This window comes from Tateyamaria omphalii (assembly GCF_001969365.1).
Classification (GTDB): domain Bacteria; phylum Pseudomonadota; class Alphaproteobacteria; order Rhodobacterales; family Rhodobacteraceae; genus Tateyamaria; species Tateyamaria omphalii_A.
Window position 1 is genome coordinate 3,541,670 of the sequence record NZ_CP019312.1, and the last position, 15,602, is coordinate 3,557,271.

At 66.1% G+C, this 15,602-nt stretch carries 8 protein-coding genes; 4 read left to right on the forward strand and 4 right to left on the reverse strand.

Features of this window, described 5'->3' with window-relative positions:
• Positions 1-53: 53 nt before the first annotated feature.
• Together BWR18_RS17780 and pbpC are read left to right on the forward strand one after the other, a co-directional pair.
• The gene (locus tag BWR18_RS17780; protein WP_076629752.1) at positions 54-5,441 is read left to right on the forward strand and encodes an alpha-2-macroglobulin family protein; all 5,388 of its coding nucleotides are present in this window, start codon (positions 54-56) and stop codon (positions 5,439-5,441) included.
• Entirely contained in the window at positions 5,438-7,390 is a 1,953-nt protein-coding gene (gene pbpC, locus BWR18_RS17785; RefSeq protein ID WP_083957756.1) for a penicillin-binding protein 1C, read from the forward strand. Before BWR18_RS17780 ends, pbpC begins: the two co-directional genes overlap by 4 nt.
• Positions 7,391-7,396: 6 nt before the next feature.
• Here pbpC and BWR18_RS17790 read toward each other — a convergent pair whose 3' ends face one another.
• The 4 genes from BWR18_RS17790 to BWR18_RS17805 are packed head-to-tail and all read right to left on the reverse strand — an operon-like array spanning position 7,397 to position 14,083.
• Positions 7,397-9,439, reverse strand: a complete 2,043-nt coding sequence (locus tag BWR18_RS17790) for a hypothetical protein (RefSeq protein ID WP_076629753.1) — start codon at positions 9,437-9,439, stop codon at positions 7,397-7,399.
• Positions 9,436-12,201 carry a DUF4159 domain-containing protein gene (locus BWR18_RS17795; RefSeq protein WP_076630409.1) on the reverse strand — a complete coding sequence of 922 codons (2,766 nt, stop codon included), beginning with the start codon at positions 12,199-12,201 and terminating at the stop codon, positions 9,436-9,438. The genes BWR18_RS17790 and BWR18_RS17795 overlap by 4 nt, the downstream gene beginning before the upstream one ends.
• On the reverse strand, positions 12,198-13,079 hold the full coding sequence (locus tag BWR18_RS17800) for a DUF58 domain-containing protein (RefSeq protein ID WP_076629754.1): 882 nt from the start codon (positions 13,077-13,079) through the stop codon (positions 12,198-12,200). Before BWR18_RS17800 ends, BWR18_RS17795 begins: the two co-directional genes overlap by 4 nt.
• A complete protein-coding gene (locus tag BWR18_RS17805; protein WP_076629755.1) occupies positions 13,076-14,083 on the reverse strand; it encodes an AAA family ATPase in 1,008 nt (335 codons plus the stop codon). The genes BWR18_RS17800 and BWR18_RS17805 overlap by 4 nt, the downstream gene beginning before the upstream one ends.
• Before the next feature lie 71 nt (positions 14,084-14,154).
• On the opposite strand from BWR18_RS17805, the gene BWR18_RS17810 reads away from it, so the two are divergent.
• On the forward strand, positions 14,155-14,730 hold the full coding sequence (locus BWR18_RS17810; protein WP_076630410.1) for a DUF1285 domain-containing protein: 576 nt from the start codon (positions 14,155-14,157) through the stop codon (positions 14,728-14,730).
• Between the two features lie 134 nt (positions 14,731-14,864).
• Entirely contained in the window at positions 14,865-15,566 is a 702-nt protein-coding gene (locus BWR18_RS17815; RefSeq protein ID WP_076629756.1) for an SDR family NAD(P)-dependent oxidoreductase, read from the forward strand.
• Positions 15,567-15,602: the final 36 nt, after the last annotated feature.

A 15,602-nucleotide genomic window follows, 5' to 3' on the forward strand; every position in this document is an offset into this window, starting at 1 on the left:
CGCGCGTGGCAGGCTGGGCGCATAGGATCCAAGTTGTTTGCGGGAGGTGCGCCATGCGCCACATGATCGTTGCACTCTGTGCTGTGCTGTGGGCCGTTGCGGCGTGGGGGCAGGGTGCTGTTCCCGACCACCGCTATGTTGTGACCCGCGATGTGGATTTCTTTGGCGCCGACCGCACGGCCCTTTTCGACACCACGTTTGCGGCATGCGTGCGGGCGTGCAGCGCCGATGACGCTTGCGTGGCCTTTACCTTCAACGACCGCTCGAACGCGTGCTTTCCGAAATCCGAGATCACGGATCGGCAACCTTATGTTGGCGCACGCTCGGCCACGCGTGTTCCGCTTGCCGCAACGCTTCGCGCTGCGGCACAGCGGCGGGCCGACGCACTGGATTTGCCTGAGGCCGACGTCGTCGCCGCCCGCGAGCTTGCGGCTGATATCGGCTTGCGCTTTGCCCTGGCCGGGGAGTCCGTAGATGCAGTGCTGGCGGCATCCCAGCGCGCGTTGGACAGGGGCGACCGTGCCGCCGCCCTGCGTTGGGTTGGCTCGGCAGTGGCGCTGACAGATGCCCCGGATCTGTGGGTGCGTTATGCCGATATCGCGATGAACCTTGGCGAGAACGCATCTACGTCCGAACGCCGCCGCGCCTTGCAAGAGGCAGTGCCTGCCGCCCTGAACGGCTACTTGCGGGCCGACACCGCGGGGGGACAGGTCAGCGCGTTGCAAACCCTGGCGCAAGCGCTGGAACGCAACAACCGTGGCCGGGACATGATTGATGCGCTGCGTCTCGCCCGATCCATTCAGCCGCGCGACGACATCGACCGGGCGTTGGATGCGGCCATCGGCAAGTATGGCTTTCGCATTGTGGAACATCAGATCGACAATGACAGCGCCGCGCCGCGTATCTGTGCCACGTTTTCCGAGCCGCTGGTGCAGGCGGGCACTGACTACGAACCCTTTGTGCGCACCGCAACGCCGGGTCTGGTTGTGGCCGCCAACGGGCGCGATCTGTGCATCGACGGGGTCGCGCACGGCGCGCGCTACACGGTCACTTTCCGCTCCGGCCTGCCCGCCGAGAGCGGAGAGGTGCTGGCCAAGGACATCACGCTCGGCCTCTATGTCCGCGACCGCGCGCCTGTCGTGCGTTTTCCGGGCCGCGGCTATGTTCTGCCGCGCGGCGCGGCCCCCAGCATTCCCATCGAGACGGTCAACGTGAATGCCGTCGAGTTGGTCCTGAGCCGTGTAAGCGACCGCAATCTGGTCCAGTCGATGCGGCGCGACGTCTTCGCCCGCCCGCTGTCGCAATGGCAGATGGCCGAGTTCACCGGCGACATCGCAGAAGAGATCTGGCGCGGCACCGGCGAGGTGCAGAATGAGCTGAACACCGAAATGCGCACCCGTCTGCCGCTGGAAGAGGCGTTGGCCGATCAACCGCCGGGGGTTTACGTTCTGTCGGCGCGCGAGCCGGGTCGTGATCCTTTTGATGTGGCGGCGGCCACACAGTGGTTCGTGCTGTCGGACCTGGGGCTGTCCACGTGGCAGGGCAATGATGGGTTGACCGCCTCTGTCCGTGCGCTCAGCGATGCGGGCGCTGTCGAAGGGGCCACTGTCCACCTGATCTCGCAGGCGAATTCGGTTTTGGGCTCGACCCGGACCGATGCCGAGGGGTTCGCTCAGTTCGATGCAGGTTTGACACGCGGGCGCGGTTCGGCCCGCCCGGCCATGATCCAGGTCGAAACAGCGGATGATTTCGTCTTCCTGCCGCTCACCGATGCCGCCTTTGACCTGTCCGACCGCGGGGTGGAGGGGCGCCCGCCTGCGCCGCCCATTGATCTGTTCGTGACGACCGATCGAGGGGCCTATCGGCCCGGTGCCACGATCCATCTGACGGCTTTGGCGCGCGATGCGCAGGCACAGGCGATCACCGGCCTGCCACTGACCGTTATCCTCAGCCGTCCTGACGGGGTTGAGTACAGCCGCACCGTCAGCGCCCAGGGCCAAAGCGGCGGCCATGTTCTGGCCCTGCCGCTGGGGCAAACCGTCCCGCGTGGCACATGGCGGATCGAGGTCAAAGGCGACATGGACGCACCCGCGTTGGCCACCCGGACCGTGCTGGTCGAAGATTTCATTCCCGACCGCATCGACGTGACCCTGAGCGCAGGGGATCAACCGCTCACCCTGCGCGGACCTGCCATGGTGGACGTAGACGCCCAGTACCTCTTTGGCGCCCCGGGTGCGAACCTTGCCGTCGAAGGGGATGTTCAGGTGCAGAGGCGCAGCGGGATCGCAGATTATCCGGGCTACCAATTCGGGCGCCACGACGCGGCCTTCTCCGCCCAGCGCCGCTATGTTCAGGGTGGACGCACCGATGCGAACGGGCAATTCCGCCTGCCGCTGCCCTGGCCCGAGGTTGTGGCCGAGGACGTACTGCTGGAAGCCGTCGCAACCGTCCGCGTTTCCGACAGTGGTGGGCGGCCCGTCGAGCGTAGCCTGACCCGGCCCATCGCGGCGCAGGGGCCCGTCATCGGCATCAAACCTGTCTTTGACGATGTTCTGCCGGAAGGCGCCACAGCCGAGTTCGAAGCCATCGCTGTCGGCGCAAGCAGTGACATACCCGTCACCTGGACCGTCAACCGGATCGAGACGCGATACCAGTGGTACCAGCTGTACGGCAACTGGAACTGGGAACCCATCACGCGGCGCATCCGTGTGGGCCAAGGCACCGCCACGCTCGGCGCCGACCCGATCAGCATCAGCAGCCCCACGGAATGGGGCGACTATGAACTGGTGATCGAAAGCACCGAAGGGCCATACACAGCAAGCTCCGTCAGCTTTGCTGCCGGATGGTACGGCGCATCCGACAGCAGCGACACACCGGACCGCTTGGACCTGTCGCTGGACGCAGAACGCTACGCCGTCGGCGACACCGCGCAATTGCGGATCACGCCGCCGTATGACGGCGTCGCGCTGATCTCTGTCCTGTCGGGCCATGTGATCTCGCGCCGGGCCGTGACGGTCACGGCGGGCGAAACGGTGATCCCGTTGCAAGTGACTGAAGAATGGGGGACGGGTGCCTATGTCACCGCCTCTGTCTTGCGCGGCAGCCTGGCCAGCGGGCCGGAGCCTGCCCGTGTCCTGGGCCTCGCCCACGCCGCCATCGACCCGGCGGACAAGGCGCTGTCGGTGTCGATCGACGCGCCCACCGAAACCGATGGCCAGCCCGGCATGACCGAGGTCGCCGTTCGCGTCGATGGCCTGAACGGTGCGGCCGGCCATGTCACGCTGGCTGCGGTGGATGTCGGCATCCTCAACCTGACAGGGTTCGAGCCGCCACACCCCCAGGATCACTATTTCGGCCAGCGGCGCCTTGGCGTTGATCTGCGCGACGTCTATGGCCGGTTGATCGACGGGCAAAGCGGTGCGCTGGGGGCCGTGCGCTCGGGCGGGGACGCGGGCAACGCCATGCAGCGGCAAGGGCCGCCCCCGACCGAAGCGGTGATGGCTGCCTTTTCCGGGCCTGTCGCCGTCGATGAGAATGGATTGGCGCAGGTAACAATACCGCGCCCCGCCTTCAACGGCACGATCCGGCTGATGGCGGTGGCGTGGTCCGATCAAGGGGTTGGGCAAGCCACGGCTGACCTCGTGGCGCGTGATCCTGTGGTGATTTCGGCGGCACTCCCGCGCTTCCTTGCCCCCGGTGATCAAAGCCGATTGCAACTGGAGTTCGTCCATGCGGCGGGCGCATCAGGCGACATGGATTTGTCCGTCACGGCAACCGGACTTGCTTTGGGTGACGCACCCGAGATCATCACGCTGGGCGATAATGGAACCTTGCGCGTCGCCCTGCCCCTGACGGCGGAGCAGGTGGGCGATCACAAGATCGACGTCGCCCTCACGACGCCAGACGGGTCCGTACTGCGCAAGAGCCTAACGCTTGGCGTGCGGTCCAACGATCCTCTCATCGCCACCACCCGCCGTCTGTCGCTTGCGGCGGGCGCGGCCCTCACATTCGACGACAACATCTTTGCAGACCTCCGCCCCGGCAGCGCCCGCGCCACGCTTGCAGCAGGGCCGCTGGCACGGTTCGACATGCCGGGCCTGCTGCGGCAGCTTGACCGCTACCCCTATGGCTGCACGGAACAGATCACCTCGGCGGCCCTTCCGCTGCTTTACATCCCGCAGACCGCACAAGCGGCGGGGCTGGCTGATATCGACACCCGGATTGGCTCGGCCATTGCCCGAGTGTTGACACGGCAGGCCAGCAATGGCGCTTTCGGCCTTTGGCGGGCGCAATCTGGGGACTTCTGGCTCGACGCCTATGTCACCGACTTCCTGCTGCGTGCGCAGGAGCAGGGGCATGACGTGCCCGAACGCGCCCTGCGCCTCGCGCTCGACAACCTGCGCAACAGGATCAACTACGCGCCCGATTTCGAGTATGGAGGACAGGACATCGCCTATGCCCTGATGGTGCTGGCCCGAGCGGGGTCCGCATCCATCGGCGACCTGCGCTACTATGCCGACACCAAGGCCGAAGCGCTGTCTACCCCCCTTGCACGCGCACAACTGGGTGCCGCGTTGGCCAGCTACGGCGAGCAGACGCGCGCCGACCGCCTGTTTGGTCTGGCCGAGGTATTGGCCATACGCTCAGGTAGGGAGGCATCGACTCTGCGCGCAGATTACGGCACACCCCTGCGCGATGCCGCAGGTTTGTTGCACCTTGCGGTCGAAGCAGGCAGCACGAGTGTCGATCAATCCCGGTTGGCGGGCTCGATCACGGCAAACAGCGGCAGCTATTCGACCCAAGAAGCAGCGCAGGTCCTGATGGCGGCGCAGGCACTGCGCAGCGGCGCAGGCGCGTCCGTTCTGTCGGTCGATGGCACGCCAACCTCTGGCCCAGTGGTGCAAAGCCGCGCGTCCGGCGATGCCGTTTCGACAATCCGGAATATCTCGGACAGCGCGCAGAATGTGACACTGACCACCTACGGCGTGCCGATCGCGGCGCCCGAAGCGGGCGGCTATGGCTACAGCATCGCCCGCGCCGCCTATAACCTCGAAGGTGTCCCGGTCCAAGGGCCCTGGCAGATCGGTGAACGCCGCGTGATCGTGCTGACAGTCACCCCGTTCGAAGAAGTCGGCGCGCGGCTGATGGTGGACGACCCGCTGCCCGCGGGGATCGAGATCGACAACCCGAATCTCATCCGCTCCGGCGATGTGGCAGGGTTGGAATGGCTGAACACGGCCAATACCGAACATGCCGAGTTCCGGTCGGACCGGTTCCTTGCTGCCGTCAACCATACGGGTTCGTCTGCATTCCGCCTCGCCTACATCGCCCGTGCCGTCAGCCCGGGTGATTTCCACCACCCCGCTGCCTTGGTCGAGGATATGTACCGTGCGGAATACCGCGCTGTCACGGAAACAGGCCGCACGGTGGTCACGGAATGAAGCGACCGCACCGCCTGTTCTTTGCCACGGCGGCGTTGATGCTGGCAGCTGCCAGCCTGCATGACGCGTGGGATGCTTGGGTGGACCGCACCATATTGCCTGCAGCCTTGGCCGAGACATCTGTGGAGATGCGCGACCGCGACGGGCAGCTCATGCGCGCCTTTGCCGTGGAGGATGGACGTATCCGTCTGGCCGTTCCACCCGATGGGGTCGACCCTCGGCTCACGCAGATGCTGATCGCCTACGAGGACAAGCGGTTCTACCGGCACAACGGGGTCGATGGTCGGGCCATGCTGCGGGCTGTTGCTCAGGCCGTGCAGGCCGGGCGGGTGGTGTCCGGCGGCTCCACCCTCACGATGCAGGTGGCGCGGATGCTGGAAAACTCCGGCACTGGCTCCATCCCCGGTAAGCTGCGGCAAATGCGTGTGGCTTGGGCACTGGAACGGCAGATGGGCAAGGCCGATATCCTGCACCTCTACCTGCAACATGCGCCCTATGGCGGTCGGATCGAAGGCGTGCGCAGCGCGACATTCACGTGGTTCGGCAAGGAGCCCCATCGGTTGACGGAGGCCGAAGCGGCCCTTCTGGTGGCCCTCCCCCAAGCGCCCGAAGCGCGGCGCCCGGACCGGCGCGCATCGGCTGCGCGCGCTGCACGTGACCGCGTTTTGGCCCGCGTCGGTGCTGACCCTTCGCAAACGCCGGTCCCCACGCGCGCCCGCGCGCTGCCCCGGCTGGCGCCGCATGAGGCGGACGCATTGCGCGTAGCGCAGCCCGGCGCGACCCGCTTTGACACAACTCTGTCGGCGCCCGTGCAGCGCAGCATGGCGCGGCTCGCGACCGTCCACAACCTGCACATGGCGCGCGGCACATCACTTGCCATCATGGTGCTTGACCACACAACCGGACAGGTCATCGCCCGCGTTGGCTCCCCTGAATATACGGATGCGAATGGCCGCCCCGGTTTCATCGACATGACCCGGGCCAAGCGCAGCCCCGGTTCGACCCTGAAACCTGTGATCTACGCGCTGGCTTTCGATCGCGGTTTGGCGCACCCCGAAACCGTCTTTGCCGACAGGCCCACACGCTTTGGGTCCTACGCCCCTCAGAACTTCGATGGTATCTTTCGCGGCGATGTCACGGCGCGGCAAGCGCTCACGCTGTCGCTGAACATCCCACCCGTTGCCTTGACGGACGCCCTTGGCCCCGAACGGCTGATGGCGGCCCTGCGCGCGTTGGGGGCTGATCCCAAATTGCCGGGCGGGAAGGCCGGGCTGGCCGTCGCCTTGGGCGGCGTCGGGCTCAGCCTTGAGGATTTGGTGAAGGTCTACGGCCACCTTGCCGCACCGGACACGCCGCTGATTGCGCCGCGCGCGGCGTGGCAGGTGGGGGATATCCTGCGGGGCATTGCACCGCCGCCGGGCGCGCCTGCGGGCCTCGCCTACAAGACGGGGACGTCCTATGGGCACCGCGACGCATGGGCCATAGGCTATGACGGTCAGCACGTGATCGGCGTCTGGATTGGGCGGCCTGACGGCACATCCGTGCCGGGGGCCTTTGGGGGTGCACACGCGGCGCCAATCCTGTTTGAAGCATTCGGCAGGCTCAAACGCCGGCTCACGCCCGCACCGCCTCCACCGCCTGACACGCTACTTCTCAGCACTGCCGACCTGCCACCCAACCTGCGCCGCTTCGGCGATGCGCGGGACGCGATGGCGCGGCCGAAAATGGTCTTTCCCCCGGACGGCGCGGTGCTGGCGCACGCGGAAACGGTGGTGAAAGTGGCGGGCGGTACATTGCCCCTGACCGTTCTGGTCAACGGGGCCGTGGTCACAACGGGCGCGGCACGACGCGAGGTGGATATCGGCACACTCGCGCCGGGCTTTTCAGATATCGCGGTCATTGACGCCTTGGGCCGTTCGACCCGTTCGGCCATCCGGGTCCAGCGCTAGTCAGACTTAACGCCGCCCCTCGCGTAGCCAGGCGCCGATGATGAAACCAGAGGCGAGCAGCAGCACCAACCACGGCGGCAGAAGCCCCATCTGGCGCACGTCCTGCGTCTCGTATGCGCCTCGGGGTGTGATCCCGATCCAGCCACGTCCCGCAGCAGGCCGACCTTCGCGCACCGTGCGAATGCGGGGCGTGCCTTCTTCCAGCCGCAGCACACCGCCGCGCGTGCTCTCGACCCGCTGGGCCAGGACGTCACCGGTTGCGATGGTGGCTTCGAACTCCTTGGGCGCGGCAGGGCCAAGGCCAATGACGGTCTCTGCGTCGCCGTTCTGCAATCGATACAGCCCGATCTCAGGGCCCTCGTGCAGGGCCTCGAAGCGGCCCGGTCCTGCCTCGGTCATCTCCAGCTCGACCACGTTGCCCGACGGGTCGGTGATGACGACGGGCGGCACGGTATCAGACAAGGTCCGCCGCTCGATCCGCATGGACTGGCCCGTGGCGGTCGCGGTCAGCGCCTCTTCCTCAAGCTCCGGTTCCTTCATCATCCAGTGGGCGAGACGGCGGAGCAGTTCCAGCTGCGGCCCGCCCCCCTCGTAGCCACGGTTCCACAACCACGCATGGTCCGAGGCAAGGAGCGCCACGCGACCCTCTTCTACACGGTCCAGGATCAGGAGCGGACGACCATCCACACCCTCCATCACGACATTGCCCGCTTGCGCATCCACCTCGATCTGGCGCAACCAGCGGCCCCAATCACCGGCCTCGGGCAGGCCAGTGGTCACCGGGTGTTTCTGGCCCAGTTCGGACACGGTTGGGCGGTAGGCTTCCTCAAGCACGCGCGCCGACGGCTGCGCCGGCATGACAGAGCCCAAGGGCGAACGATACAGACTGTCGGCACTGGCAAAGTCTGGACCCGCCGCAACCAGCACGGCACCGCCATCGCGGATATAGCGCGCCACGTTGTCGAGATAGAGCGCAGGCAGAATGCCGCGCCGCTTGTAGCGATCAAAGATGATCAGATCGAAATCATCGATCTTCTCCAGAAACAGTTCGCGGGTCGGAAAGGCGATGAGGGACAGCTCTCCCACCGGCACGCCGTCCTGTTTTTCGGGCGGGCGCAGAATGGTGAAGTGAACAAGATCCACCGAACTGTCGGATTTCAGCAGGTTGCGCCAGGTGCGACCCCCGGCATGGGGCTCGCCCGACACCAGCAGCACGCGCAGGCGGTCGCGCACGCCGTTCATCTGGATCAGGGCGGTGTTGTTGCGGTCGGTCAACTCTCCGTCCGCTTCGGGCACGGTGAACTGGATCACGTTACGCCCGCCATGGGGCAGGCTGAGGGGCAGTTCGATGTCCTCGCCGACCTCCACGTTGAAGCGCTGTGGCGGGGCGCCGTCGACCGAGATGTCGAGCGGGGCAAGGCCTGTCCCCGCGGGGACAGCGCCCATATCTTCGATCCGCAGGGTCAGCGTCACAGGCTCGCCGATAATGGCAAAGGCGGGCGCGTTTTTGACGAGCAGGCGGCGGTCCCAATCCGTCTCGCGCCCGCTCAGCAGCAGGTGCAAAGGCGCAGGCAGGTCCAGCGGCAGGTCGGCGTCATGCACGCGCCCGTCGCTGAGCGCGATCAGGCCAGCGATGCGCGCGCGCGGCTCTTCGGCCAGCGCATCGGACAGGGTGTTCATCAGCCGGGTGCCCGCGTCCTCTTCGCCATCCGGGACGGTGATCCGGCGCAGTTCGGTGTTCTCGCGGGCTGTCAGGGCCGCCGCGATCGTATCGGCGGCGCTTGTCGTCTGATCGGAGCGGTCGTTCAGGCGCTGGCTTGCGCTCTGATCCTCGGCCAGGATCACGATGTCCGTCAGCGGCGCGCGGTCTTCCTGTTGCAGCGACGGCCCGGCCAGTGCCGCCAACACCACCAGTGCGGCCATGCCCCGCAAGGCCCAGCCGTTCAGGCCGCGGATCAGGGCCAGAACAACACCGGCCATCGCCAAAGCCGTCACAACGGCCAGGATGGGCCAGGGCAACAGCGGATCGAAAAGGACGGTCCCGGTCATTGGCCCAACCGATCCAGCAAGGCAGGCACATGGACCTGATCGCTTTTGTAATTGCCGGTCAGCACGTGCATCACCAGGTTCACGCCAAAGCGGTAGGCCATCTCGCGCTGGCGTTCACCGCCAAAGCCGCGGCCGATGGGCAGCATGGCCTGACCTGACGACGTGACAGCCCAGGCCGCCGCCCAGTCATTGCCACCGATCACCACGGGCGTTACGCCGTCATTGAGGTTGCGAAACGGCATCCCCTCGACCTGCTCCGCACCCGGTGGGGCGGCTTCGACCCAGATCTCCCCGCCTTGATGGCGGCCGGGAAAGTCCTGCAACAGATAGAAGGTGCGTGTCAGCACATGGTCGCGGGGCACCGGCTCAAGCGCGGGTATGTCGAGGGGTGCCGCCAGATCCTGCAACTTGCGGCCGTTCGGGGTCGATGCGCCAAATCCTGCGACATCCCCATCGCGCGTGTCGAACAGGATCAGGCCGCCCGAGCGCAGATAGTCGTTTAGCTTGGCATAGGCTTCTCTGCTCGGGCGCGGCTGATCGGTTGTGACGGGCCAATAGAGGATGGGGAAAAAGGCCAGTTCGTCCAGTTCCAGATCGACCGCAAAGGGCGGTGCAGGCTCGACAGATGTACGAAAGAACAGCGTGTCGGACAGACCGCGTAGACCCGCTTCGGCCACCTCGTCCACGTTCGCGTTGCCGGTGATGACGTGGGCCAGGACCACCTCGGCGGCGGCTGCGATTTCCGCCGTTGGTTCTTCTTGCGCTTGCGCGTTCGGTGCGGTGAACCCGGTCAACACGATGGCAGCCACAAGTGCTGCCGTGGTGGCGCGCACCCGGCCCGTCAGACGGCCCGACAAGGCGAGCGATGCCAGCACATCGGCCAGCAACAACCCTATCGCAGCGGCCAGCAGCAACCCGCCCAAGGGCCGCTCGGGTGCCGCCACCAGCCCAGACACAGGCACATCAGCAGGCCATGTCGCAGGCTCCAATGTTGCCTCTGCCGTGAGCACATTGCGTGCGAGCGCGCGGTCGCCAGACGTGTAGACACCTGGCAAAAGGCCCGGTCCGGTGGGGTCACTGACCAGCGCAGGTCCGGGCACGCCTGGCATCGCGCCTGCATCACGCAGGGTTCCAAATCCGTCCATCACAACCTCCGGCGTCCAAATCGTGCCCTCCAGATCTCCGGCATCCGGAGACGAGGTGGTGGCCGATACCGCCAACCGTTCAAGCATTTCCACAAACAGACCCGACAGGGGCAGCGACGACCATTCGGCATTCGCGGTCACATGAAACAACACGATCTGGCCTTGCCCCTCACGCTTGCGGGTGACCAGCGGCGTGCCGTCGCTGAGTTCGGCAATCACACGCTCGGCCAGCGTCGGGTCGGGCTGCGCCATGACCTGCGCGGTGATTGCGACATCCTCCGGCACGGGTAGGCCGAAGAAGGGCGAGTTTTCTCGGAACGGCGCCAGCGTCTTGGGCGAGCCCCAGCTCATTGCGCCCCCCACACTGCGGCCCCCGGCGCGCAGGCGCACGGGCATCAGCGGGTCCTCAGCAGTGCGGCTGATGTCGCTGGCGGCGACACGCGGCCCGGCAAAGCGCAAGAGCAAGCCGCCCTGATCGACCCAGTCCAGAATGGCCTCGGTCTCCCCCTCGGACAGCGTGGCAACGTCGGCCAGCACGATCACATCCGGGTTCGCGGGCAGGACATCGGTGAGTGCCCCGCGCAACAGGTCAGCGTTCGGAGCCAGCGCGCGCTGCAGGTAGTGCAGTGGCGACAGTAGCTCCAACCCCTCGCGGCCTTCACGACCTGCGATCAACGCGATCTCGCGACGGCGCAGGCTATCGTCGACCAGCGTCACGGCTCCGGCGGAACGGGCATTCGCCACTTCAAAGCGCGTCACCCGGGCGCGCAACTCTGCTGGCAGGGACAGGGATGTGGTGGCAGTGGCTGCGCCCATGTCAAAAACGGCGTTGGCCGTGGCCAGAATGGTCGCGTTTCCCGCGGGGTCGCGGCCCTGCGCGAGGATGCTCACCCCACGCTCGGGGCCTGCCTCTGACCGCAGAGCGGTCACTTCCACAACGCCGTCCACATAGGCGGCGGGGGTCAGTGCAATGATCTCGGCCGCATTTTGCACGACACGCACAGCGCCGCGCGACTGGAACGTCGCCAGCAGATCGGCACGCGCCGGATAGTCGAGCGCATCGCTGTACCAGACCGTCTCGAACCCACCTTCGGGCAGGATCTGCGCCAATGCGTCAGCATCCGTCGGTTGCCAGGGCGAGGGGGCGAACCCCGGCAGGGTCGCCGCCACGGCATTGGCCGCACGGAACACCGGCGCCTGAGGGTCGGCGAGGTCCAGCAGCGCGACCTGTCGGCCCGCGACCCCCGCACGACGCAACTCTCCATCCAGCGCTTCGGTCAGGCGCGCCCATCGCGCGGCGCCAGCCCACGTGCCATCAACAGCGATCAGAAGGGGACCGTCCTCCGCGCTGCCATCGTCCTCGGGGTTCAGCACGGGGCCTGCCAGCCCGATGATCATTGCCGCCACGGCCAGCATTCGGATCAACAGCAGCCACCACGGTGTGCGGTCTGAAACGCTTTCGTCGTCCTGCAATCCAAGCAGCAGGGCCACGCCGGGAAAGCGCTGGCGCAGCGGCGCAGGCGGGATCGCGCGCAGGATCAGCCACAGGATCGGCAGCGCGACCAGCGCGACCAGCAACCAGGGTGCTGCAAAACCGATGGGGCCCAGCACCATCATGTCCGCGCCCGCCCGCCATCCAGCGCCCGCCAAACCCACAACAGGCCGGATTGCGCAGGCGTGTCCGTATGGTGCAACCCGTACTGCCAGCCCGCGACACCACACAGATGCTGCAACTCGGCCTTGCGTTCGGCCAGACGCGCCAGATACCGATCCTTGAGGTCCGATGCCTTCAACGTCTCATGCTCCAACGTGCCGCCCACGCTTTCAAAGATGGTGCGACCTCGAAACGGAAACGCCTCCTCTGCCGGGTCGAGCACATGCAGCAGCACACCACGCACGCCGCGATCTGCCGCCTTGGTCAGCGCGGTCTTTACATCGTCAATATTTCCCATGAAATCCGAGACAAAGACGGCCCGCGCGTGCGGGATCATGGCCCGGTGTTCGGGCGGCTCATAGTCTTGCTCCGCATCCTCGGTAAACATCTCGGCCAACCGCAAGATCTGCGCATTGCCCCGGCGTGGCGGCAGGCGCGTGCCGGTCAGGCCGACCCGCTCTCCGCCCCGGATCAACAGGATCGCCGTGGCCAGCCCGAGAACACGGGCGCGCTCTGCCTTGGACGGCAGATCGTCGCTGGAGGCAAAGCGCATCGCGGCTCCCTGATCGACCCACAGCATCACGGATTGCGCGATCTGCCATTCACGCTCGCGCACGAACTGCACGTCGCCCATGGCGCTGCGCCGGTGATCAATCATACGGCGGCTGTCGCCGATCTGCGCCGGGCGATACTGCCAGAAATCATCGCCCATCCCGGCGCGGCGGCGGCCATGCTCGCCCAGCAGAACGGCACCGGCCAACTGCTCTGCCCGCGCCAGCAGCGCAGGCAGGCGCGCGGCCTGCGTTTCGGCCTTTTCGCGCAGGGCGAGCGGAGTGATCACGCGGCGGCGTCCTTGCGGCTCAGCCCGGCGGCTGTTTCTTCGATCAGGTCGGACAGGCTGTCGCCGCGGGCGCGCGCGGCAAAGTTCAGGGCCATGCGGTGGATGAGAACGGGGCGGGCCATGTCGATGACGTCCTCAGCCGATGGCGCGAGACGGCCCTGCAACAAAGCCCGAGCGCGGACGGCCAGCATCAACGCTTGAGCCGCACGGGGCCCAGGGCCCCAGGCGACGGTTTCCTTGACCTTTTCAGACGCGTCGGCCTCGCCCGGACGGAAGGCGCGGACCAGATCCAAAATCATCTCGACCACGCTGTCGCCCACCGGCATGCGGCGCAAGAGGGTCTGGGCGGCCAGCAATTCCGCGCCGGTGAAGACGGCCGTCGATTGCGCATCCTCGGTCCCTGTCGTGGCCAGCAGGATGTCGCGCTCGGTCCCGCGATCAGGATACATCACGTCGATTTGCACAAGAAAGCGATCAAGCTGCGCTTCCGGCAATGGGTAAGTGCCTTCTTGCTCAATGGGGTTCTGCGTGGCCAGCACATGAAATGGGGTGCCCAACGCGCGGTCATGACCGGCCACCGTCACAGTCTTTTCCTGCATCGCCTGCAACAACGCGGATTGGGTCCGGGGCGAGGCGCGGTTGATCTCGTCCGCCATTAGAAGCTGGCAAAAGATTGGGCCAGGCACAAAGCGGAACTCACGATGCCCGTCTTCTGCCGTGTCCAGCACTTCCGAGCCCAGAATGTCCGCAGGCATCAGATCTGGCGTAAACTGAATGCGGCTGCCGTCCAGCCCCATGACCGTGCTGAGCGTTTCGACCAGCCGCGTCTTGCCCAGACCGGGCAGGCCGATCAGCAGCCCGTGCCCGCCACACAGCAGAGCCGTCAGGGTCAGGTCCACGACCCGTTCCTGCCCGATAAAGCGCTTGGTGATCGAGGCCTTGGCCTCTGCCAGTTTGCCACCAAGTGTCTCGATTTCGGCAACAAGGTCCTCTGCGTCGGTCATGACATCTCTTTCGTTCGGAATATATGATCGTTGATACCAACCTATTGCCTTAGTGGAGAATGGCAAAAGATATGAGCGGACAAAAAACCGTGACACCAGACGCCGAGGGCCTTGTGGCGTCTATCACTGCTGCAAAAACACGCGGTTTGCCGCCGGTGCACCTGTGGAACCCGCCGTTCTGTGGCGATCTGGACATGCGGATTGCCCGGAACGGGACATGGTTTTACCAGGGCACACCCATCGGGCGGCCCGGCTTGGTCAAGCTGTTCTCGTCGATATTGAAGCGTGAGGATGGCAAGTATTTCCTCGTGACCCCGGTCGAGAAGGTGGGGATCACGGTGGAGGATGCGCCCTTTGTCGCCATCGACTTCGAGGCGTCGGGAGAAGGCAAAGATCAGGTGCTGCGGTTTGTGACCCATGTGGATGATGTCGCCGAGGCGGGGCCAGAGCATCCCATCCGGGTGGAGCGGGAAGCACAAACGGGCGAGCCGTCGCCCTATGTCCTGATCCGCGCGGGCCTCGAGGCGCTGATCGACCGCAAGAGTTTCTACCGGCTGGTGGATCTGGGCACACATCACGATGGGTGGTTCGGCATTTGGTCCTCGGGCCAGTTCTTTGGCATTATCCCATCGGACGAGCTGCCTTGACCTGCGGGCGCAGGACACCTGCGCCTTACGATGTGCACAGCCGGTGTGCGATTTCTTCGATGGCCAAGCGGATGCGGTTCTTGCACCTTCTGTCGTAACGCGGACGTGTCGTCCGCCCGGCAGGAGGTTCGATTATGACCCAAGGCACGGCTTTGATCATCGGCGCGGGCAGTGGCCTGTCCGCAGCGCTGGCCCGGCAATTGCACGGCCGCGGCTACGATCTGGTTCTGGGTGCGCGGAACACGGACAAGCTGGCGGATCTGGCGCACCAGACGGAGGCCCGCACCGTGGCGCTGGACGGCAGCGATCCTGCGGCGGTTGCGGCACTGTTTGCCGGGCTTGATGGGCCCTTGCGCGTGGCGATCTACAACCCTTCGGCGCGCCAGCGCGGGCCGATTGCCGATCTCGAACCGGAAGCTGTGCGGCGCGCGGTTGAGGTCACGGCCTTTGGTGCCTTTTTGATGGGTCAGGCGGCGGCCCGGGTGATGCAGGATCAAGAGCCTCGGGCGGGAAAGCGCGGCACGATCCTGTTCACCGGCGCCTCTGCCGGGGTGAAAGGGTTTGCCCAGTCGGCGCCCTTTGCGATGGGCAAGTTCGCGCAGCGGGGCCTTGCCCAGTCCATGGCGCGCGAGCTGCACCCCAAGGGCATCCACGTGGCCTGGGTCAACATCGACGGTGGTATTTCGAATACCGCGCGGGCTGAGCGGACCGATGATGGGACGGACCAGATGCTTGACCCGGAGGCGATCGCGACAAGCTATTTACACCTGATAGACCAGCACCGATCCGCGTGGTCCAATGAGCTCAGCCTGCGGCCTTGGGTTGAAAGCTTCTGATCGCGCTGGCGGCGGCCCGCACGGCAGGCTAGGGTC